20 protein-coding genes and 1 rRNA gene are annotated in these 21,511 nt (G+C 56.3%); 9 read left to right on the top strand and 12 right to left on the bottom strand.

The features are described from left to right. Together ERD80_RS12770 and ERD80_RS12775 are read left to right on the top strand one after the other, a co-directional pair. Nucleotides 1-1,187: AsmA family protein (locus tag ERD80_RS12770; RefSeq protein WP_136547137.1), on the top strand; the 1,187-nt coding region annotated here is incomplete at its 5' end. 7 nt (nt 1,188-1,194) lie between these two features. Continuing rightward, nucleotides 1,195-1,401: a hypothetical protein gene (locus tag ERD80_RS12775; RefSeq protein ID WP_136547139.1), complete on the top strand. Its 207-nt coding sequence runs from the start codon at nt 1,195-1,197 to the stop codon at nt 1,399-1,401. On the opposite strand, the gene fabY is transcribed toward ERD80_RS12775, so the two are convergent. The 5 genes from fabY to typA form a co-directional block, all read right to left on the bottom strand. Then, nucleotides 1,394-2,341, bottom strand: a complete 948-nt coding sequence (gene fabY, locus ERD80_RS12780; RefSeq protein WP_021507112.1) for a fatty acid biosynthesis protein FabY — start codon at nt 2,339-2,341, stop codon at nt 1,394-1,396. The genes ERD80_RS12775 and fabY overlap by 8 nt on opposite strands. Nucleotides 2,342-2,400: 59 nt before the next feature. After that, nucleotides 2,401-2,838: a D-aminoacyl-tRNA deacylase gene (gene dtd / locus ERD80_RS12785; protein ID WP_021507113.1), complete on the bottom strand. Its 438-nt coding sequence runs from the start codon at nt 2,836-2,838 to the stop codon at nt 2,401-2,403. Then, nucleotides 2,835-3,701 carry a virulence factor BrkB family protein gene (locus ERD80_RS12790; RefSeq protein ID WP_021507114.1) on the bottom strand — a complete coding sequence of 289 codons (867 nt, stop codon included), beginning with the start codon at nt 3,699-3,701 and terminating at the stop codon, nt 2,835-2,837. Before ERD80_RS12790 ends, dtd begins: the two co-directional genes overlap by 4 nt. Nucleotides 3,702-3,707: 6 nt before the next feature. Further along, complete coding sequence (gene yihX / locus ERD80_RS12795; protein ID WP_021507115.1) at nt 3,708-4,304, bottom strand: glucose-1-phosphatase; 597 nt, start codon at nt 4,302-4,304, stop codon at nt 3,708-3,710. A 183-nt stretch (nt 4,305-4,487) separates the two neighbouring features. Next, the gene (gene typA / locus ERD80_RS12800) at nt 4,488-6,308 is read right to left on the bottom strand and encodes a ribosome-dependent GTPase TypA (protein ID WP_058771001.1); all 1,821 of its coding nucleotides are present in this window, start codon (nt 6,306-6,308) and stop codon (nt 4,488-4,490) included. Nucleotides 6,309-6,748: 440 nt separating this feature from the next. On the opposite strand from typA, the gene glnA reads away from it, so the two are divergent. The 4 genes from glnA to ERD80_RS12820 all read left to right on the top strand — a co-directional run bounded on the left by glnA (nt 6,749) and on the right by ERD80_RS12820 (nt 11,055). Continuing rightward, nucleotides 6,749-8,158, top strand: coding sequence for a glutamate--ammonia ligase (gene glnA / locus ERD80_RS12805; RefSeq protein ID WP_031279641.1), 1,410 nt, complete (start codon nt 6,749-6,751; stop codon nt 8,156-8,158). Between the two features lie 198 nt (nt 8,159-8,356). Further along, the gene (gene glnL, locus ERD80_RS12810) at nt 8,357-9,406 is read left to right on the top strand and encodes a nitrogen regulation protein NR(II) (protein WP_021507118.1); all 1,050 of its coding nucleotides are present in this window, start codon (nt 8,357-8,359) and stop codon (nt 9,404-9,406) included. A gap of 7 nt (nt 9,407-9,413) precedes the next feature. After that, complete coding sequence (glnG, locus tag ERD80_RS12815) at nt 9,414-10,823, top strand: nitrogen regulation protein NR(I) (protein WP_031279642.1); 1,410 nt, start codon at nt 9,414-9,416, stop codon at nt 10,821-10,823. A gap of 106 nt (nt 10,824-10,929) precedes the next feature. After that, nucleotides 10,930-11,055, top strand: coding sequence for a YshB family small membrane protein (locus ERD80_RS12820; RefSeq protein ID WP_021507120.1), 126 nt, complete (start codon nt 10,930-10,932; stop codon nt 11,053-11,055). 29 nt (nt 11,056-11,084) lie between these two features. Here the strand turns inward: ERD80_RS12820 and hemN are convergent, their stop codons facing one another. After that, on the bottom strand, nt 11,085-12,458 hold the full coding sequence (gene hemN / locus ERD80_RS12825; protein ID WP_136547141.1) for an oxygen-independent coproporphyrinogen III oxidase: 1,374 nt from the start codon (nt 12,456-12,458) through the stop codon (nt 11,085-11,087). A 237-nt stretch (nt 12,459-12,695) separates the two neighbouring features. Beyond that, nucleotides 12,696-13,214 carry a Der GTPase-activating protein YihI gene (gene yihI / locus ERD80_RS12830; RefSeq protein WP_136547143.1) on the bottom strand — a complete coding sequence of 173 codons (519 nt, stop codon included), beginning with the start codon at nt 13,212-13,214 and terminating at the stop codon, nt 12,696-12,698. Between the two features lie 555 nt (nt 13,215-13,769). On the opposite strand from yihI, the gene yihA reads away from it, so the two are divergent. Next, the gene (yihA, locus tag ERD80_RS12835; RefSeq protein WP_031279643.1) at nt 13,770-14,411 is read left to right on the top strand and encodes a ribosome biogenesis GTP-binding protein YihA/YsxC; all 642 of its coding nucleotides are present in this window, start codon (nt 13,770-13,772) and stop codon (nt 14,409-14,411) included. Between the two features lie 410 nt (nt 14,412-14,821). On the opposite strand, the gene polA is transcribed toward yihA, so the two are convergent. The 4 genes from polA to ERD80_RS12860 form a co-directional block, all read right to left on the bottom strand. Beyond that, entirely contained in the window at nt 14,822-17,611 is a 2,790-nt protein-coding gene (gene polA, locus ERD80_RS12845) for a DNA polymerase I (RefSeq protein WP_136547144.1), read from the bottom strand. Between the two features lie 423 nt (nt 17,612-18,034). Then, the gene (gene dsbA / locus ERD80_RS12850; RefSeq protein ID WP_021507125.1) at nt 18,035-18,664 is read right to left on the bottom strand and encodes a thiol:disulfide interchange protein DsbA; all 630 of its coding nucleotides are present in this window, start codon (nt 18,662-18,664) and stop codon (nt 18,035-18,037) included. Between the two features lie 26 nt (nt 18,665-18,690). Then, on the bottom strand, nt 18,691-19,677 hold the full coding sequence (locus ERD80_RS12855; RefSeq protein WP_021507126.1) for a serine/threonine protein kinase: 987 nt from the start codon (nt 19,675-19,677) through the stop codon (nt 18,691-18,693). Between the two features lie 46 nt (nt 19,678-19,723). Continuing rightward, nucleotides 19,724-19,999 (bottom strand): YihD family protein, encoded by a 276-nt coding sequence (locus tag ERD80_RS12860; protein ID WP_136547146.1) that lies wholly within the window; start codon nt 19,997-19,999, stop codon nt 19,724-19,726. Between the two features lie 71 nt (nt 20,000-20,070). Here ERD80_RS12860 and mobA point away from each other — a divergent pair, with 71 nt between their 5' ends. Together mobA and mobB are read left to right on the top strand one after the other, a co-directional pair. Next, nucleotides 20,071-20,643 (top strand): molybdenum cofactor guanylyltransferase MobA, encoded by a 573-nt coding sequence (gene mobA / locus ERD80_RS12865; protein WP_104189294.1) that lies wholly within the window; start codon nt 20,071-20,073, stop codon nt 20,641-20,643. Further along, a complete protein-coding gene (gene mobB, locus ERD80_RS12870) occupies nt 20,643-21,146 on the top strand; it encodes a molybdopterin-guanine dinucleotide biosynthesis protein MobB (RefSeq protein ID WP_104189296.1) in 504 nt (167 codons plus the stop codon). The genes mobA and mobB overlap by 1 nt, the downstream gene beginning before the upstream one ends. An 86-nt stretch (nt 21,147-21,232) precedes the next feature. On the opposite strand, the gene rrf is transcribed toward mobB, so the two are convergent. Beyond that, nucleotides 21,233-21,348, bottom strand: a 5S ribosomal RNA gene (rrf, locus tag ERD80_RS12875). Between the last annotated feature and the right edge of the window lie 163 nt (nt 21,349-21,511).

Here is a 21,511-nt window from a genome sequence, read left to right on the forward strand (position 1 = left end):
ATGCGCAGTTCCAGATGAGCGCAGGTGCCATGACGCTGGACGGCGTCGCCGGTAACAACGTACTGCTGCAGGGCAATATCGCCAAACGCCGGCTGGTGCTGAGCAATATCGGCGCCGATCTGGCGCGCGGCTCAATGACCGGACGTGCCGAGCGCGACGCGCAGGGTAACTGGCAAATCAACCAGCTGCGTCTTAACGATATCCGCCTGCAAACTCAGCAGAGCCTGAGCGAGTTCCTCAGTCCGCTGCGTGACGTGCCTTCGGTGAGCATCAACCGGCTGGATATGACCGATGCGCGCCTGCAGGGCCCGGACTGGGCGGTGACCGATCTCGATCTGACCCTGAAGAACATTACACTGCGCGGCGATGACTGGCAGAGCGACGACGGTTCGCTGGCCATGAACGCTGGCAACTTTATTAACGGCAGCTTTGAACTCAACGATCCGATCGTCAACGCCGAATTCTCACCGCAGGGCATTCAGCTGACGCAGTTCAGTTCACGCTGGGTCAACGGCGTGATTCGCGCCAGCGGCAGCTGGACGCGCAGCGATAAGCGCCTGACGCTTGACGATTTAGCCCTTGCCGGCCTGGAATACACGCTGCCGCAAAACTGGCGCGATCGCTGGCAGCAGACGCTGCCGGGCTGGCTGGATAGCGTGCTGGTGAAGCGTGCGACGGCTAACCGTAACCTGGTGATTGATATCAATCCGGCCTTCCCGTTCCAGATGACCGCGCTCGACGGTAATGCAGAAAATCTGCTGCTGGCGCGCCAGCATCAATGGGGCATCTGGGCGGGCAAAGCCAGCTTTAACGCGGCGGAAGCCACCTTTAACCGCACCGATTTGCGCCATCCGTCAATTAGCCTGAACGCCAGCGATCGGCAGATTGAGGTCAGCGAGATGAGCGCCTTTAACGGTAGCGGATTACTGGAAGGCACGGCAACCGCAGGACAGGAAGCACAGCGTCCGTTTACGCTGAACCTGAAAGGCCAGGCGGTGCCGGCAAACGTGCTGCAAAACTGGGGCTGGCCTGCACTGCCGCTGAGCGGCAGCAGTAATTTGCAGCTGCAGCTGAAGGGCTCGCTCAGCGCGGGCGCACCGTTGCGTACCAGCGCAGAAGGCAGTTTGTCGGTGACGACGGATACGCAGTCGCTGCAGCAGACGATGCGTGGCGGGCAGGTGCAGTGATGATTGCATGACCGATCGCGCTGAAAAGCGCGATGCGGGCGCGTCAGGTCATCGCCAATCGCACAATATTTGTAGCGGCGCGATTTATCGCGCAATAAATTGCGCCGCTACCAAAAATGCAACTGTTGTTGAATGCAGTCGAATCTTGACTGACAAACATTACGCCATGCAGAGTGACCCTGTGATTTTGTTGCGCGCTGCGGTCATTAATTAATACGCGCGCCTGAACCGCCCTCTTCCAGCGGTCCGTCGGGATCGGCGGGTAACACGATGTAAACACCTTCAAACACCGCGCCCAGCTCATCATCCCCAAACAGCTCTACCTCCATCTGTACGCGTGCTTTTCGTCCGCGCGCCAGCCGGTCGAGATCGCCGCTCAGCGAGCCGAGATCGGCGATGGCGCCGGGCCGTCCGCTGATCGGTTTGCTGTAGCGAATATGCGCATCGGCCAGAATGATGGTGCCGCCAAGATGGCGTTCACGCAGCAGCAGCCAGATCAATCCCCAGCCGGTGAGCGTGGCAAGTGAAAACAGGCTGCCGGCAAACAGCGTGTGGTGCGGATTCTGGTTGCCAGCTTCCGGCATGGTGGTGACAAACTTCTGCCCGGTGTACTGCAAAATACGCACGCCCATTTTTTCGCTCAACGGGATGTGTTCGTACCACGCTTGCTGCAGCTGTCCACACCAGTCGGCGCGATGCAGAATATCATCCAGCGTCACCACCGGTTTAATCATCAGGAAGTGACGCACCGGCGTGGTTTGCGGTGCGGTAATTTCGCCCTGATTGACAAAGCCGAGCTTGGCAAAGAACTCCACCGCATCCTCGCGCGCGCTACAGGTGACGCGTTTGGCCCCTTCCTGGCGCGCCACCGACTCCAGCGTCATCGCCACCAGCGTACCCAGCCCTTTGCCCTGCACCGACGGATGCACCGCCAGAAAGCGGATCGCCGCTTCATTTTCCGCATTGATATACAGCCGGCCTACCGCTACCGGTTTGCCGTGCTCATCCACCACCATCTGGTGATGCGCCAGCGCATCCCAGGCATCACGTTCTGAGCCCTGCGGCTGGCGCAGCGGCTTCCGTAACATTTCCCAGCGGAACTGGTAATACATATCCAGCTCTTCCGCCGTTTGCGGTACGCGAAGATGATACATAAAGTGATTCTCTCGTTCGGAGCTTGCGTGGCTGATCCCTTGCCGCTCGGCTAAAAATCTCACACCTGTAACCAGAAGGTCACCGGACCATCGTTAATCAGCGAAACCTGCATATTGGCGGCGAAGCGCCCGTTGGCGGTGGTGACGCCCAGCGCCCGGCAGCGATCGCTGAAGTCGTGATAGAGGCGCTCGGCTTCCGCCGGATGCGCGCCGCCAGAGAAAGAGGGACGCATGCCTTTTTGCGTGTCGGCCGCCAGGGTGAATTGCGAAACCACCAGCACGCTACCGCCTGTCTGCTGTACGCTGAGATTCATTTTGTCGTTCTCATCGCCAAAAATGCGGTAGCCCAGCACTTTCTCCGCCAGGCGCTGTGATTTCTGCTCGTCATCGCCCTTTTCTACCCCCAGCAGCACCAGCAGACCGGCGCCAATTTCGCCCACCGTGGCGTTATCCACGCTGACGCTGGCGCGCGTCACACGCTGAATCAAAGCAATCATGTTTCCTCTCGTTCTTTATCGCGTTCCTGCTGTTTTAACTGGCGATAGTCATCCAGCGTGACGGTCACTTCCGCGCCTAACAACACAATACACCAGGTCCAGTAAACCCACAGAAACAGGATGGGGATCACCGCCAGCACGCCGTAAATTAACTGATACGAAGGAAACATCGTAACATAGAGCGCAAAGCCTTTTTTGCCCAGCTCGAACAGCAGACCCGCGACCACCGCACCTATCAACGCATCGCGTCCCGGCACGCGCCGCGTCGGCACAATGCTGTACAGCAGCCAGAAGGCGAGAATCGACAAAACCAGCGGGAAGATGCGCAGCGCCTGATCGATCAGGCTGGTGACGCCGGTCACGTTCACCCAGCGCAGCGACAGCAGATAGGAGCTGATAGCCAGACTGGCACCGGCCAGCAGCGGTCCCAGCGTCAGAATCATCCAGTAGACCGCAAAGGAGTAGACCATCGGGCGCGGCTTGTCGCTGCGCCAGATGGCATTGAGCGCGCTGTCGACCGAGTGCATCAGCAGCAGCGCAGTGACAATCAGCCCGACCGCCCCCACCGCCGTCATTTTGTTGACGTTGGCGACAAACTGATCGAGATAGCGCTGAATCACATCCCCGGCGGCCGGCATGAAGTTAGTGAAGATGAAGTTCTTCAGCTGCACGCTGATGTCCGAGAACACCGGGAAGGCGGCAAACAGCGCGAATACCACGGCAATCAGCGGCACCAGCGCCAGCAGCGACACGTAGGCCAGATTACCGGCCTGCGTGGTCATGTTGTCTTCATCAATGCGGCGCCACAGCAGTTTGATCCACAGGAAAAACGCATGCGCCGAGTGGCGCAGATGAGTTCGCATGGTCACTCAGCGACGGCTCGCAAACCAGTCAGGCACGGTTTTCGCATCTTCGACCAGCACGCTCTCAATGCCCAGCGCGCGCGCCGCATCAACATTGGCCTGGTTGTCATCAAAGAATACCGCCTGATCGGCGGTGAAGCCTTCATGCTCCAGTACGTAGTGCCAGATGCGCGCTTCCGGTTTGCGCATGCCGATATCCTGCGACATATAGATGTGGTCAGCAGCCTGCTGCACTTCCGGATACTGCGTTGGCCAGAACTCGAAATGCAGCTGGTTGGTGTTAGACAGAATCACCACGCGCTCGCCGCTGGCGCGCAGCTGGTTCATGATCGCCAGCGTTTCCGGACGCACGCCGACAAACACCGCCTGCCAGCCAGCGGTGAACTGCGGATAGCTCAGGGCAATATCGAGCTGGTCACACAGCCGGGCGGCAAACTCCGGGTCGCTGATTTCGCCCCGCTCGTGCTGCTCGAAGGTCTCGTCCATGCGAAAACGGCTCTGCAGCGTGGCAAGCGGCACGCGTCCCAGATCGCTCCAGACGCCGAGTACCCGATTGAAATCGATATCAACAATCACATTGCCTAAATCAAAGATGTACAGCATGACACCTCTCCTCTACGTTCCCTGGATCATTCACTCTAGCGGTAAAAGGCAAGCCTGAACAGGTACGCTTAGGGGAAATCCGCATTCCGCAAGCGGGGTCTGATTTCGTGCGGGTCGCGCTGCCTCAGACGGCAGGCAAAAAAAAGCCCCGCGGGTGCGGGGCTCATTATCAGACGATTTCGCTTACTCTTTGCTGCCGCGAGACGCGCGTTTGCGATCGTTCTCGGTCAGGTGGCGTTTACGAATACGTACTGACTGCGGCGTCACTTCTACCAGTTCGTCGTCATCGATGAACTCGATAGCCTGCTCCAGCGTCATTTTCTGCGGTGGTACCAGGGTGGTAGCTTCGTCAGTACCTGACGCACGCATGTTGGTCAGTTTCTTACCGGTCAGGCAGTTTACGGTCAGGTCGTTAGAACGGCTGTGAATACCGATGATCTGGCCTTCATACACTTCCGCACCGTGACCGAGGAACAGCTTACCGCGATCCTGCAGGCCGAACAGGGCGAAGGCAACCGCTTTACCCTGACCGTTGGAGATCAGCACGCCGTTCTGACGCTGGCCCACTTCGCCCGGACGCACGTCGTCGTAGTGGCTGAAGGTGGAGTACAGCAGACCGGTACCGGAAGTCATAGTCATGAATTCGTTACGGAAGCCGATCAGACCACGGCTTGGGATCACGTAGTCGAGACGTACGCGGCCTTTACCATCCGGATCCATGTTTTTCAGGTCGCCTTTACGCTCACCCATCGCCTGCATCACTGAACCCTGGTGGGTCTCTTCGATGTCGAGGGTAACGTTTTCGAATGGCTCCTGCTTGCGGCCTTCGAATTCACGGTAGATAACTTTCGGACGGGATACCGCCAGCTCGTAGCCTTCACGACGCATATTCTCGATCAGAACTGACAGGTGCAGCTCACCACGACCGGATACGCGGAATGCATCAGCATCTTCAGTTTCTTCTACGCGCAGCGCTACGTTGTGCACCAGCTCTTTGTTCAGACGCTCAAGGATCTGACGCGACGTCACAAACTTACCTTCTTTACCACAGAACGGTGAGGTGTTGACGTTGAAGAACATGGTTACGGTTGGCTCATCCACGCTCAGCGCTGGCAGCGCTTCCACATTCTGCGTGTCGCAGATGGTGTCGGAGATGTTCAGCTCGCCCAGACCGGTGATAGCGATGATGTCGCCCGCTTCAGCCAAATCGGATTCAATACGCTCCAGACCCAGATGGCCCAGCACTTTACCGACTTTCGCGTTACGGGTTTTCCCTTCGCTGTCGATCACAGTAACCTGCTGGTTTGGCTTCACTTTACCGCGCTTGATGCGGCCGATACCGATTACGCCGAGGTAGTTGTTGTAGTCCAGCTGCGAGATCTGCATCTGCAGTGGGGCTTCAACTTCAACCTGCGGTGGAGAAACGTGGTCGACGATGGCCTGATACAGCGGGGTCATGTCGTCAGCCATGTCGGTGTGATCCAGACCGGCGATACCATTCAGCGCAGACGCATAAATGATCGGGAAATCGAGCTGCTCGTCAGTCGCGTCGAGGTTGACGAACAGGTCAAATACCTGGTCAACAACCCAGTCCGGACGCGCGCCAGGACGGTCAACTTTGTTGATGACTACAATCGGCTTCAAACCGTGGGCAAAGGCTTTCTTGGTTACGAAGCGGGTTTGCGGCATAGGGCCATCCATCGCGTCTACAACCAGCAGCACCGAATCCACCATGGACATGACGCGCTCAACTTCACCACCGAAGTCGGCGTGTCCTGGGGTATCAACGATGTTGATACGGTAGTCGTTCCATTTGATGGCGGTGTTTTTCGCGAGGATGGTAATCCCACGCTCTTTCTCCAAATCGTTGGAGTCCATCACGCGCTCAGTCGCTTCGGTACGGGCATCAAAAGTACCGGACTGTTGCAGCAGTTTGTCAACCAGGGTGGTCTTACCATGGTCAACGTGCGCGATGATGGCGATGTTACGCAAATTTTCGATCACAGCTTTGCCTCAGGCATTATAGAAATAACGCGGTATTGTACACGGATTAAGCGAAAGACTGAACATGATCACAGTTTTCGCCGAAAGATTCTCGCAGTGCGCGTTTTTAGCACCAATAACGGTGCATTAAGCTGCACTTTGATGGCGCTTTGCACCATTTAAGTGCTTACCCCTAAACTGACGGCACTATTTTGGTGCATTCCATCCACACTGGTGCAGCCGTCGTCTCACCGCAGGGCGCATCACAGCGCCATTTTCACCATTGTAATAAAGTTGGCACAGAATTCGCTTTATATCTTTTAAGCGAAAACGACAGTTGCACAACGGTTGAAGAGCTTGCCGAGATCTTGGTCAGGGGTGGTCAGTAGTCGTGACACATTCCCGGCAACAGAAGTTCTCTCACCACGACGACAAAATGACCATTTCCAGGAGAGTTGAGTATGTCCGCTGAACACGTTCTCTCGATGATGAACGAGCACGAAGTTAAGTTTGTTGACCTGCGTTTTACCGATACCAAAGGTAAAGAACAGCACGTTACTATCCCTGCTCACCAGGTTAACGCTGACTTCTTCGAAGAAGGCAAAATGTTCGATGGCTCTTCCATCGGCGGCTGGAAAGGCATTAACGAATCAGACATGGTGCTGATGCCGGATGCAACAACTGCCGTAATGGATCCGTTCTTCGAAGATCCGACGCTCATCATCCGCTGTGACATTCTCGAGCCAGGCACGCTGCAGGGCTACGATCGCGACCCGCGCTCCATTGCCAAGCGCGCAGAAGAGTTCCTGCGTTCTTCCGGCATCGCCGACACCGTACTGTTCGGACCTGAGCCAGAGTTCTTCCTGTTTGACGACATCCGTTTCGGCTCTTCAACTTCCGGCTCACACGTGGCTATCGACGACATCGAAGCAGCCTGGAACACCGGTAAAGAGTACGAAGGCGGTAACAAAGGTCACCGTCCAGGTCTGAAAGGCGGCTACTTCCCGGTGCCACCGGTTGACTCATCACAGGACATCCGTTCTGCCATGTGTCTGACCATGGAGCAGATGGGTCTGGTGGTAGAAGCGCATCACCACGAAGTGGCTACTGCTGGTCAGAACGAAGTGGCTACCCGCTTCAACACCATGACCAAGAAAGCTGACGAAATTCAGATCTACAAATATGTCGTGCACAACGTCGCGCACGCCTACGGCAAAACGGCTACCTTTATGCCGAAGCCAATGTTTGGCGACAACGGTTCCGGTATGCACTGCCACATGTCACTGTCTAAAGGCGGCGTAAACCTGTTCTCTGGCGACAAATACGGCGGCCTGTCTGAAACTGCCCTGTTCTACATCGGCGGTATCATCAAGCACGCTAAAGCCATCAACGCCCTGGCAAACCCGACCACCAACTCATACAAGCGTCTGGTCCCAGGCTACGAAGCACCGGTAATGCTGGCTTACTCAGCACGTAACCGTTCTGCCTCTATCCGTATCCCGGTGGTGGCTAGCCCGAAAGCACGTCGTATCGAAGCGCGCTTCCCGGATCCAGCGGCTAACCCATACCTGGCGTTCACCGCACTGCTGATGGCCGGCCTCGACGGCGTGATCAACAAGATCCACCCTGGCGATGCGATGGACAAAAACCTGTACGACCTGCCGCCGGAAGAAGAAGCTGAGATTCCAAAAGTGGCCGGTTCACTGGAAGAAGCGCTGAATGCACTGAACGAAGACCGCGAGTTCCTGACCCGTGGCGGCGTGTTCACCGATGACGCTATCGATGCTTACATCGAACTGCGTAAAGCTGACAACGACCGCGTACGCATGACGCCGCACCCGGTTGAGTTCGAACTGTACTACAGCGTTTAATCCTTAAAAGATTCGCGCAGATGCACCGTAGCCGCCAACGCCGCGACGGTGCTAATCCTGGCGCTGAAGATTTTTTGTTGCCGTGGAAACTTTAGCCCATCTCCGGATGGGCTTTTTTCACCGCGAATTCATCGTTCGACGGATAGATTTGCGTCCCCAAAGGCTATAATGCACTAATTTAGTGCAGAGGAACGCTGTATGGCAACTGGCACGCTGCCCGACGCGGGGCAGATTCTCAACTCCCTGATCAACAGTATTTTGCTGGTCGATAACGATCTGGTTATCCACTACGCCAACCCGGCGGCCCAGCAGTTACTGGCGCAAAGCTCACGAAAATTGTTCGGCACGCCCTTACCGGAACTTACCGGCTATTTTTCGCTGAACATTGAGGTAATGAGCGAGAGTTTAGGGGCAGGCCAGGGCTTTACCGATAGCGAAGTCACGTTAGTGGTGGATGGCCGCGCGCACATTATGTCGCTCACGGCACAGCGTCTACCCGACGGATTTATTCTGCTGGAAATGGCGCCGATGGATAATCAGCGCCGTCTCAGCCAGGAGCAGATTCAGCACGCCCAGCAGGTTGCCGCGCGCGATCTGGTTCGTGGCCTGGCGCACGAAATTAAAAACCCGCTCGGCGGATTGCGCGGCGCGGCGCAGCTGTTATCGCGCGCCCTGCCCGATCCGGCGCTGAATGAATATACCAAAGTGATTATTGAGCAGGCCGACCGGCTGCGTAACCTGGTCGACCGCCTGCTGGGTCCGCAGCAGCCCGGACTGCACGTGACCCAGAGCATCCATCAGGTGGCTGAACGTGTGGTTAACCTGGTGTCGATGGAGCTGCCGGAAAACGTCTCGCTGGTGCGTGATTATGACCCCAGCCTGCCGGAGCTGCCGCACGACCCGGACCAGATTGAACAGGTGCTGCTCAACGTGGTGCGTAACGCGCTGCAGGCGCTGGGCGAAGCGGGCGGCACCATTGTCATCCGCACCCGTACCGCGTTTCAGCTGACGTTACACGGCACGCGTTACCGGCTGGTGGCGCGTATCGACATTGAAGATGATGGCCCGGGCATTCCGGCCCAGCTGCAGGATACGCTGTTCTATCCGATGGTCAGCGGACGCGAAGGCGGCACCGGTTTAGGTCTCTCTATCGCCCGCAGCCTGATTGATCAGCATTCGGGAAAAATTGAATTTAACAGTTGGCCAGGCCACACCGAATTCTCGGTTTACCTGCCTATTCGCCAGTGAGGTTTCTATGCAACGAGGGATAGTCTGGATCGTCGATGACGATAGCTCCATCCGCTGGGTGCTTGAACGTGCGCTCACTGGAGCCGGTTTAAGCTGCGCCACCTTTGACAGCGGCAACGAGGTGCTGGATGCGCTCTCGACCAAAACCCCGGACGTATTATTGTCGGATATTCGTATGCCAGGCATGGATGGTCTGGCGCTGCTGAAGCAGATCAAACAGCGTCATCCGATGCTGCCGGTCATCATTATGACCGCGCATTCGGACCTCGACGCGGCGGTCAGCGCTTACCAGCAGGGCGCGTTTGATTACCTGCCAAAGCCGTTTGATATTGATGAAGCGGTCGCACTGGTAGAGCGCGCCATCAGTCACTATCAGGAGCAGCAGCAGCCGCGCAATCAGCCGGTAAGCGGCCCGACCACCGACATCATCGGCGAAGCGCCGGCGATGCAGGATGTCTTCCGCATCATCGGCCGTCTGTCGCGTTCGTCGATCAGCGTGCTGATCAACGGCGAGTCCGGTACCGGTAAAGAGCTGGTAGCGCATGCGCTGCATCGCCACAGCCCGCGCGCCAAATCCCCGTTTATCGCGCTAAATATGGCGGCGATCCCGAAGGATTTGATCGAATCGGAGCTGTTTGGCCACGAGAAAGGCGCGTTTACCGGCGCGAACCAGATTCGTCAGGGCCGCTTTGAGCAGGCCGATGGCGGCACGCTGTTTCTCGACGAAATCGGCGATATGCCGCTTGATGTACAGACGCGCCTGCTGCGCGTGCTGGCCGATGGCCAGTTCTATCGTGTTGGCGGCTATGCGCCGGTCAAAGTGGATGTGCGTATCATCGCCGCTACCCACCAGAATCTGGAGCTGCGCGTGCAGGAGGGCAAGTTCCGTGAGGACCTGTTCCATCGCCTCAACGTGATTCGCGTGCATCTGCCGCCGCTGCGTGAACGTCGCGAGGATATTCCGCGTCTGGCGCGCTACTTCCTGCAGGTCGCAGCGCGTGAGCTGGGCGTGGAAGCGAAAATTCTGCACCCGGAGACCGAAGCCGCGCTGACGCGACTGCACTGGTCGGGTAACGTGCGCCAGCTGGAGAACACCTGCCGCTGGCTGACGGTGATGGCCGCGGGCCAGGAAGTGCTGATTCAGGATCTGCCGCCGGAGCTGTTTGAGTCGAGTACGCCGGAAAATCCGGTGCAGTCGCTGCCGGACAGCTGGGCAACGCTGCTGGCGCAGTGGGCAGACCGCGCGCTGCGTTCCGGTCATCAAAACCTGCTGTCAGAAGCACAGCCGGAGATGGAGCGTACGCTGCTGACCACTGCGCTGCGTCATACGCAGGGCCACAAGCAGGAAGCGGCACGTTTACTGGGCTGGGGCCGCAATACGCTCACGCGTAAACTGAAAGAACTGGGCATGGAATAACGCGGAAAAGTGTAAAAGGGTTATTTATTGCACACTTTCTGCGCGTAACATCTGTACAGACCGGTGCCGTTCAGTATCATACTGGCGGCAATCGGGAGAGGCTAACATGTTGCAATCTGTCATCCAGCTGATCGCGCATAACGTGGCGGCAATCGGTAATGCTGTGACTCACTCACCGCAAACCGCGCTGGCCGCCGTGGTCTGCGCCATCAGCGTCAGTCTGTTCAGTTAACATAAAGGGAGCGCTGGCTCCCTTTATGCTTAAATTACCCGCGAAAATTGCTGCATCCGTGCTTTCTGCCGCAGATAGCGGTCAAAGCACATGCAGATGTTGCGAATCAGCAGACGGCCAATGCCGGTGACCTGCAGCCGGCGCTCACCGATCTCAAGCAAGCCGTCCGCCACCAGCGGCGCCAGCAGCGCTAAATCCTCAGCAAAATAGCGTTCAAACACCACCGGCCACCGGGCTTCGATGTCGGCAAAATCCAGCGCAAAGTTACAGATCAGCGCTTTAATTACATCCCGCCGCAGACAATCATCCTCACTCAGGGTTAAACCGCGCCACAGCGCATGGCCCTGCTGCTCAACGCTGGCATACCAGGCTTTTAACTCTTTCTGATTCTGCGCATAGCTGTCGCCCAGCATGCTGATGGCCGAAACGCCCAGCCCGAGCAGTTCGGTTTCGCCCTGCGTGCTGTAACCCTGGAAGTTGCGATGCAGTACGCCGGCGCGCTGCGCCACCGCCAGTTCATCATCCGGTTTGGCAAAGTGGTCCATGCCAATAAACTGGTAACCCGCGCCGGTCAGCGTCGCGATGGTTTGCTGCAGGATTTGCAGCTTCTGCGCCGCCGTCGGCAGCTCCTCATCTTTGATTTTGCGCTGAGCGGCAAACAGCGCAGGCATGTGCGCATAGTTGAAGACGCTGAGGCGATCCGGATTGAGTGCAATCACCCGCTGCAGCGTAAAGGCAAAGCTCTCTGGCGTCTGCAGCGGCAGGCCGTAGATTAAATCCAGACTGACTGAGCGGAATCCCTGCGCGCGGGCACGCTGCACCAGGGCAAAAATGGTCTCTTCATCCTGAACGCGATTGACCCGCTCCTGCACCGCCTTGTTGAAATCCTGCACGCCCATGCTCAGGCGATTGAAGCCCTCTGCGCGCAGATGATCGATCATCTCCAGCTCAATTTCACGTGGATCGACTTCGATCGACATCTCAACGTCGTCAGCGATGTCGAAATGGCTGCGCAGCAGCGCCACCAGCCGGCTGACCTGCTGCTGATTAAGGAAGGTGGGCGTGCCGCCGCCCCAGTGCAGCTGCGTAACGCGACGGCCGGCAAACAGCGGAGCGCGCTGACGAATCTCCTGCGCCAGTACCTCCAGATAGCGATCGGCCTTATGCAGCTGGCGCGTCACGATTTTATTGCAGCCGCAGAAGTAACACAGACGATGGCAGAACGGGATATGCACATACAGTGACAGCGCGCGCTCGGGATAGCACTCAACCGCGCGCTGAAAATCGCTCGCGCCAAAGCTTTCACTGAATTCCAGCGCGGTGGGATAGGAGGTGTAACGCGGACCGGCGTAATTGTATTTTTCGATGAGCCGCTGATCCCACTCAATCTGCTGCGATGACATGCTCACTCCTTACGGTGACGTCGTCTGAGGGCGGGTCGCGTGGCAGAAGAGGAGACGAAGCGCTGGGCGGAACGCCGCCGTAAGCGCGATTTCAGCCGCGACAGGCGGCGTAGTTTAAACAATAACCACAGCAGATAACATGTCAGCAGCAGCGCTAAAATTGATCCAGGCCAAAACATAGGTGAATACCTGTTTAGCGCGGCATGCGCAAAGCCGCATGCCGATCAAAAATGGCGGTTAGTGGCCCTTAAGCAGGCGCATCATATCCTCTTCTGCCTGCTCGTCTTCAACGTCGTCGTCCAGCGCAATGCCCAGCGTTTCCATCAGCTCGTCGATGCGATCCAGCGTCTCATCCAGCCACGCCTGATCTTCTGCGCTCAGGGTTTCGCCGCTCTCAAGGCGATCGAGCAGCGTGTCGAGACGCTCATCGTTCTCCAGCTTCGCCAGCTCTTCCTGCGGCGTCAGACGCACTTTTTCGGCTTTGGGCTTTGGCTTCGCCACTTTCTTTTCGGGCAGGGTTTTGCCGTCCGCCACCAGCGCGACCGGCTTTTTGCTGCCCACGCGCGGATCGGTGCTCTTTTTGCTGTGCCCTTTACCGGCGCTTTGCGTTTCCGGGTTGGCGCGGCTGCCGGATTTGTGGCCGCTGTGCTTTTTATCGCGCTTGCGATCGCGGGCTTCCTGGTTCAGTTCTTCACGCGATTTGCGTTTCGCTTTAGCAGCAGGTTTGCCACGCTGGGCTGGTGCAGGTTGCTTCATGTGTTCGGTCTCGGCGATGCCTGGTGAGTTCAGTATAGAATTGCGGCGAAATCTAGCAGAAAGATGACAAAGAAAAAAGGCGATAGCCTGTGCTATCGCCTTATTTCGCACCTTCATACGAAGGAAACACGCGTCAAATCCTTTACGGCTCACAACGTCCCGGTTGCTCCATCGCCACATCGCTCCTGCGAGTAATCCCTGTCCCTGTCCGATTCCTGCCTGAATCGCTCTCCTGCCATGCTCGCGGTCATCCCCGACGCTCCTGAGCTCATCATCCTGATGGGTGCTGCCGTGCACTGACAACAAATGTAGACCAAACAGTAAATTGAACAAGTGAGACTTGTCTCTAATTTAGAGCGGTCTTTTTCATGTTTAACGTAAACCAATGAAAATAAAAAGTAATATAGAGAATGAACGTTGCATGAATCCGTCATCACTGGTAGCAGTTAGCGGCGATCTCTTACAAAATGGCGCGTTAAGACGCCTGTCGGGCACTTTTGCGCCATAACAGGTATAATCAGCGCCATTGCCCGATCATTCTGCTGGAGTTTTACATTGTCTGCTTTGAACTATCACGTCACCCATTTCATGCTCAGCGCGCCGGATATTCGTCATCTACCGGCGGATACGGGCATTGAAGTTGCCTTTGCCGGGCGCTCAAATGCAGGCAAATCCAGCGCGCTGAATACCCTGACCAACCAGAAAAGCCTGGCGCGTACCAGTAAAACGCCAGGCCGCACGCAGCTGATTAACCTGTTTGAAGTGGTGGAAGGCAAACGCCTGGTGGATTTACCAGGTTACGGTTATGCGGAAGTCCCGGAAGAGATGAAGCGTAAATGGCAGCGCGCGCTGGGTGAATATTTGCAGAAACGTCAGGCCCTGAAAGGACTGGTGGTACTGATGGATATCCGCCATCCGCTTAAAGATCTCGATCAGCAAATGGTTGAGTGGGCGGTGCAGAGCGGTATTCCGGTTATGATTCTGCTGACCAAAGCCGACAAGCTGGCTTCCGGTGCCCGTAAAGCGCAGCTGAACATGGTGCGTGAGGCATCGCTGGCATTTATGGGCGATGTCCAGGTCGAGATGTTCTCATCGCTGAAAAAACTGGGCGTCGATAAGCTGCGTCAGAAACTTGATACCTGGTTTAGCGAGCTGACTCCGGCGCAGGAAGGCGACGGTGAAGCGCTGTCAGAATAGCGCCAGAGCGGGCCTTTGCGTCCGCTTTTTTTCAGAAAAAGCCCAATAAAAAACGCCCCAGTCATAAATGACTGGGGCGGCTAATATTCAGCCAAATCCGATTACGTGAAGTAAAAGGTCTGAAAGATAGAACATCTTACCTCTGTACCCTACGCGATGAACTTTACCCGATTTTTTCTGACCAACAAAGGCTTTTTTGTTGTTAAGTTTCAGAATTCGACATCTTTTTTACCAGCTTCGTCACATTTTCGCGCAGGGCATGTAGTTTAATTACCAAAAAAATGCTTAGCCGATAAGCAGTTACTTAACCTGTATTTTACCGGCAGTTTTGATGACCGGCTGAACCGATTAAGTAAACTTTTTTCTTATGACGCTGCCCGCCACCAGTATCTGTGGCGGGCAACAGGCCCTTAGTGCGCCTGATCCCAGTTATCGCCGGTTCCCACTTCAACCTGCAGCGGTACATCCAGCTTCATGCTGTTCTCCATCAGTTCGCGGATCGTCTGGCTGGCACCTGCGACGGCATCTTTGTGGATCTCAAATACCAGTTCATCGTGTACCTGCATGATCATTTTCACCTCGTCACTGTTCTGCTGCAGCAGCCAGCCGTCAACAGCGATCATGGCACGTTTGATGATGTCCGCCGCGGTGCCCTGCATCGGTGCGTTGATCGCCGCACGCTCGGCAGCTTTACGGCGAATGGCATTGCTGGAGTTGATGTCCGGCAGCCACAGACGACGACCATCCAGCGTCTCGACATATCCCTTATCCGCGGCTTGCGCGCGCGTCGCTTCCATATAACGCAGCACGCCCGGATAGCGCTCAAAGTAGAGATCCATGTACTTCTTCGCTTCGCCGGCACCAATGTTCAGCTGACGCGACAAACCAAATGCGCTCATGCCATAAATCAGTCCGAAGTTGATTGCTTTCGCACTGCGGCGCTGCTCACCGGAAACCTTGCTCAGCGCCACACCAAACACTTCGGACGCCGTGGCGCGGTGGATATCCTCACCCTGCGCAAACGCATCCAGCAGGCCTTTGTCCTGCGACAGGTGCGCCATAATTCGCAGCTCAATCTGCGAATAGTCGGCGGCCACGATGCGCTTATCCGCGCCCGCAATAAACGCCTGACGAATGCGCCGCCCCTCTTCGTTGCGCACCGGAATGTTTTGCAGGTTCGGGTCGGTCGAGGAGAGTCGTCCGGTGGCCGTCACCGCCTGGTGATAAGAGGTGTGTACCCGGCCGGTGATCGGATTGATCATCTGCGGCAGCTTATCGGTGTAAGTGGATTTCAGCTTCGACAGGCCGCGATGCTCAAGAATCACTTTCGGCAGCGGATAGTCGAGCGCCAGCTCAGCCAGCACTTCTTCACTGGTCGATGGCGCGCCGCCCGGCGTTTTCTTCGTCGGCTTAATCCCCTGCTTCTCAAACAGAATGGTTTGCAGCTGTTTGGTGGAGGAGAGGTTGAAAGGCTCGCCGGCCAGCTCATGCGCCTTCTGCTCCAGCTCGGCCAGACGCGTGGTCAGCTCCTGCGAATGTTTCGCGAGGATGTTCTGATCGATCAGCACACCGTTGCGCTCTACGCGGGAAATGACCGTCACCAGCGGCATCTCAATCGCCTCGAATACCTGCTTCGGACCGGCTTCCTGCTCCAGCTTCGGCCACATCTGCAGGTGCAGCTGCAGCGTGACGTCAGCGTCTTCTGCCGCATAGTGCGCCGCCTGCTCAAGCGCGATCTGATTGAAGGTGAGCTGATTTTTACCTTTACCGGCGATTTCTTCGAAAGTGACGGTTTTGTGGTTAAGCCAGCGGGCCGCCAGGCTGTCCATGTCATGCTTGCCGCCGACGCTGTTCAGGCAGTAAGACTCCAGCATGGTGTCGAATTTGATGCCGTTCAGCTCAATATCGTAATTTTTCAGTACGCCACGATCGTACTTCAGATTCTGCCCGACCTTCGCTGCTTTACTGTCCTCCAGCAGCGGTTTCAGCTGCTTCAGCACCGCGGCGCGATCCAGCTGCGGTGGCGCGTCAAGATAGTCATGCGCCACCGGCAGGTAAGCGGCCTCGCCCGGTGCCACGGCGAAGGCAATGCCGACAATATTGGCGCTCAGGGTATCCAGCGAATCGGTTTCCAGGTCAAAAGCAAACACGTCGGCGCTTTGCAGTTTTTTCAGCCAGTCGGCAAAGGTCGCCTCGTCGAGGATGGTGACATAGCCGTCGGATGACAGCACGCTGACCGTTTCCGCTGCGGCCACGACGGGTTCATCCGGCAGCGATTTCTGCGCCTGGCTATTACTCTTTTTACCCTGCAGCCATTTTCCTTCCTGCAGATCGGCAAGCCAGCGTTTGAATTCATAGCGGCTGAACAGCGTCTGCAATGCTTCAACGTCAGGCTCGTTAACCGTCAGCTGCTCGCAGGCCAGATCCAGTTCCACATCGGTTTTGATGGTCGCCAGCTGGTAGGAGAGAAACGCCACATCGCGATTCTGCTCCAGCTTCGCCGCCATGGTTTTTGCTCCACGGAAGGAGAGCCCGGCCACTTTATCAAGGTTGTCGTAGATGGATTGCATGCCGCCCAGCCCCTGCAGCAGCGCCTGTGCGGTTTTCTCGCCCACGCCCGGAACGCCCGGGATGTTGTCCGAGCTGTCGCCCATCATGGCGAGGAAATCGATAATCAGCGAAGGCGGCACACCGTATTTCTGCTCGACTTCTTCCGGACCGAGCACGGTGTTAGTCATGGTGTTAATCAGGGTAATGCCCGGCGTTACCAGCTGCGCCATGTCTTTATCGCCGGTGCTGATCAGCACCGCACGCCCCTGCTTTTCCGCTTCCAGCGCCAGCGTGCCAATCACGTCATCGGCTTCCACGCCGGACACCGCCAGCAGCGGCAGCCCCATGGCTTTTACCATCTCGTGCAGCGGCGCGATTTGCGCGCGTAAATCGTCCGGCATCGGTGGACGATGCGATTTGTAATTTTCAAACAGCTCATCGCGGAACGTTTTGCCTTTGGCATCGAAGACCACAGCCACATGGCTGGGTTGATACTGCATCAGCAGGCTTTTCAGCATGTTGAGCACACCATACATGGCGCCGGTTGGCTCACCCGCACTGTTGGTCAGCGGCGGAAAGGCATGATATGCACGGTAGAGGTAGGAAGAGCCATCTACCAGAATCAGGGGATTTTCTGCAATTTGCGCCATAGGTTTGTATTTTCTTCGTTGCGATAATCAGGGTTATAAGGATGCCACAACCAGCGAACAATGTTGAAGTAACAGCGGAAAGTGAGGATCTTTTTCGCGGTTACGCGGCGCGGATCGCAAGGATCATCTTGTGGATAACTTTGTGCGTAAAATTCATAACGTATTGTTATTTACGTTAATTGCAATCATTTTACGGTTAAAATGTATTTACAATCAGTCAGTTATAATCTTGCCGTGATACGAAACACCTTTTTAAAAAGGCGATCGTCTATGTGGATATTAAGCGAAAGGGTAATCAAAAAACGCTGGCGGTAAGGGATGAATAGCTTAGTGAATTAAGGATGTGTTGTGGGTTGGTTTCACTGTAGCGGCGGGTGATAACCGCGCCGCTACAGCATAAGCCATCGCGTTTTCAGCGCTTAATTACTTTTTCTCAACCAGGAATTTCACGACGTTGGCATAATCCGCCACGAAGTTATCCATTGAGCTGGTGTCCAGGCCACCGTTGTTAACCATGTATTTGCCGTTGACGAAAATCGCCGGTACGCCCTGCAGATTAACATCCGAAGCCGCTTTCTGCTGCTGTGCAACCAGCGCCTTCACGGCGAAGCTGTTCCACGCTGCATCGTAATCTTCAGAGGTGATACCCGCTGCTTTAATAAAGGTTTCTTTCAGGCTGGCTGCGTCGGTAATGGTCTGGGTCTTCTGGATGCCGTCGAAAATCGGTGCGGTCACTTTATCTTCCACACCCAGCGCCATTGCCACTGCCCACGCATGCGTGACCACCGGACCGAAGTCGCCGCCGAGGAAATCAACGTGATATTTGGTCACTTTGGTGTCCGCTGGCAGATTCTTTCTCACCGCATCGCTGACGTGGTAAATGCGCTCAAACTGGTAGCAGTGCGGGCAGAAGAAGGAGAAGAACTCCATGACCTGCGGCTCACCGGCGACCGGTTTTGGCAGCGTAACGTACTGTTTGCCGTCGTTGAACTGTGCCGCTGAGGCGCTAAATGCCAGCATCAAACCTACCAGCGCAAACCAAATCTTTTTCATCGTGAGAACATCTCCTGAGTACTTCATTAAAATTGCGGGCTAAGCTGTAACGGCGGTTCGTGTAACAGCCTTTCCTGCTCGATAAATAGTGCAATCTGCCGGCGCCAGAAGTCCTCATCGGTCATCCAGGGGAAGGCGCGCGGAAAAGCGGGATCCTGCCAGCGGCGTACAACCCAGGCCAGATAATAAACCATGCGCATGGCGCGTAAAGACTCAATCAGTGTCAATTCGTGTAAATCGAAATCACCAAATTCGTTATACGCTTCCAGCAAAATATCCCACTGGATCAATTGCTCCTGACGGCTGCCGTTCACCAGCATCCACAAATCCTGCACAGCCGGGCCGGTGCGCGCGTCATCGAGATCGACAAACATCGGCCCATCGCGCCACAGAATATTGCCGGGATGGCAGTCACCGTGCAGCCGGAGCGGTTGCCACTGGCTGTGCCAGCTCTGCTGCAGCGTGGCGCTGAGTTTATCTAACGCCTTCAGTAGCGCATCCTTCAGCGAGGCGGGCACCAGCGCGCTCTGTTCCAGCTGCAGACGTGGCTCAACCACATACTCCTGCAGGCCCAGAGTGGGCCGCTGGCGGAACGGGCTGTGGCGTCCGGTTTGATGGATACGGCCAAGGAAACGCCCCACCCACTCCATCTGCTCTTCATTGTCAGTTTCATACTGCCGGCCACCGAGGCTGGGAAACACCGCGAACATAAAGCCAGCGTGCTGATTGAGCGTAGTGCCCTGCAGCGCCAGCGGTGCGGCAACCGGCACTTCATCATCCAGCAGATCCTGAGCAAAGCGATGCTCTTCAGCGATCTGCGCGGCACTCCAGCGCTGCGGACGATAGAACTTAGCGACATAGCGTCGCTTATCCTCATCGCTGAACTGATAGACGCGGTTTTCGTAGCTGTTCAGGGCGGTTAAGCCGGACTCGACCCGCAGACCGGCATCCCAGAGCGCATCGAGGATGACGTCGGGATTCAGCGTCTGAAAATTAAAAGCGGCTTCGCTCATCATTGTGCCTGTATGTTACCTGTGCGTTGAACGCGCAAGGATAACACTACTCATCATCCTTGATCACACCGCGCGCACGTAATAGCGCTCTTTTGAAGTCCACTTCATAATCTTTCTTCAGACCCGGGATCACAGCCTGACTACCGGCATCACGCATTTTGAGATGGTAAATCAATACGTCATCGCTTAATTCACTTAATGGGCCACTGAAACCTGATTCCTGCGCCAGTTTTTGTAAAAATGCCAGCAGGTTGAGATCGGGTTCTTGCTGCCAGGCAGGCTGCAGCAGTTCGAGCAGTTCATTGAGTCGGTGATATTTCATCATTGATTCCTTTGCGCAGGTGGTTCGCTACCGCGAGTTAAGTATCGTCCAGAATAAACAGGGAGACGAAGATGACCGCATTTACCGGTGTGATCCTCGCAGGCGGGCAAGGCAGCCGTATGGGAGGTCAGGATAAGGGCTTGCTGCCATTACAGGGCAAACCGCTTTATCAGCACGTTCTGCAGCGTTTACAGCCGCAGGTCAATATTGTGTTGATTAGCGCCAACCGTAACATTGATCGTTATCAGGCAAGTGGTTGTCAGGTGATTCGTGATTCGCTGCCTGATTATCCCGGTCCGCTGGCAGGCATGCTCAGCGGCCTGCGGCACAGCCAGACCGAATGGGTGGCGTTTTGCGCCTGCGATACGCCGTGGCTACCGCAGGATTTTGTTGCACGGCTGTGGCAGCAGCGCGGTGCAGCCGCCGCCGTGTGGGTGACCTCGGGTCAGCGTGATCATCCGGCGCTGGCCCTGGTGCATCGTGCGCTGGCCGATGATCTGGAAGCGTGGCTGCTGCGCGGAGAACGCCGTCTGATGCAGTTTATGTGTGAACATGGCGGACACAGCGTACTGTTTGATGATGATGAAGCCGCCTTCCGCAATATCAATACGCCTGACGATTTGGTTAATGAGGAAAGTGCGTGATGAGTGTGCCGTTACTGGCGGTGGTGGGCTGGAGTGGCACCGGCAAAACCACCCTGTTACAACAGGTGATTCCGCTACTGAGAGCGCAGGGCATTCGCCCCGGGCTGATCAAGCATACCCATCATCAGATGGATATCGATACGCCGGGAAAAGACAGTTATCTGCTGCGCAAAGCGGGAGCCGATCAGGTGATCGTCGCCAGCGAACAACGCTGGGCGTTAATGTGCGAAACGCCGCAGCAGCCGCTTAGTTTAGCGCAGCTGGCAGGCCGTATGGATGCTGCAACGCTGGATCTGGTGCTGGTCGAGGGGTTTAAACAGGAACCCGTGCCCAGGATGGTGCTATGGCGGCGCGGCGTTAAGGGGGAAATTGATGAATTGCTGGATGACTGGGTGATTGCCGTAGCGACGGATGAAGCGTTAGCGCTTCAGGTACCGGTGCTGGATATTAATCAGCCTGATCAGGTTGCAGAGTATATTGTTCAATGGCTAAAAAACGGCTAATCACGCGGTTTTTGGCGGTAAATTTGCCGGAGTACGGGCGTAAAAAAGCCCCGGACTCTCGTCCGGGGCTTCTTCACTTATTTAATGCCTGGCAGTTCCCTACTCTCGCATGGGGAGGCCCCACACTACCATCGGCGCTACGGCGTTTCACTTCTGAGTTCGGCATGGGGTCAGGTGGGACCACCGCGCTGTTGCCGCCAGGCAAATTCTGTTTTCGTCCGCGTCTTTCGCGCTCTGACTGCGTTGCCCCGCTCGCGCCGCTCAGTCACATACTCGTGTATGCTCCTTCACGTCGTCTCGCGTGCCGCCTTGTCACAGCACAAAATCCACTGGACGTAATCCGGTGAACAAAGCTGAAAATTCTT

The organism is Pantoea sp. R102 (assembly GCF_004916815.1).
In the GTDB taxonomy this organism is placed as follows: domain Bacteria; phylum Pseudomonadota; class Gammaproteobacteria; order Enterobacterales; family Enterobacteriaceae; genus Pantoea; species Pantoea dispersa.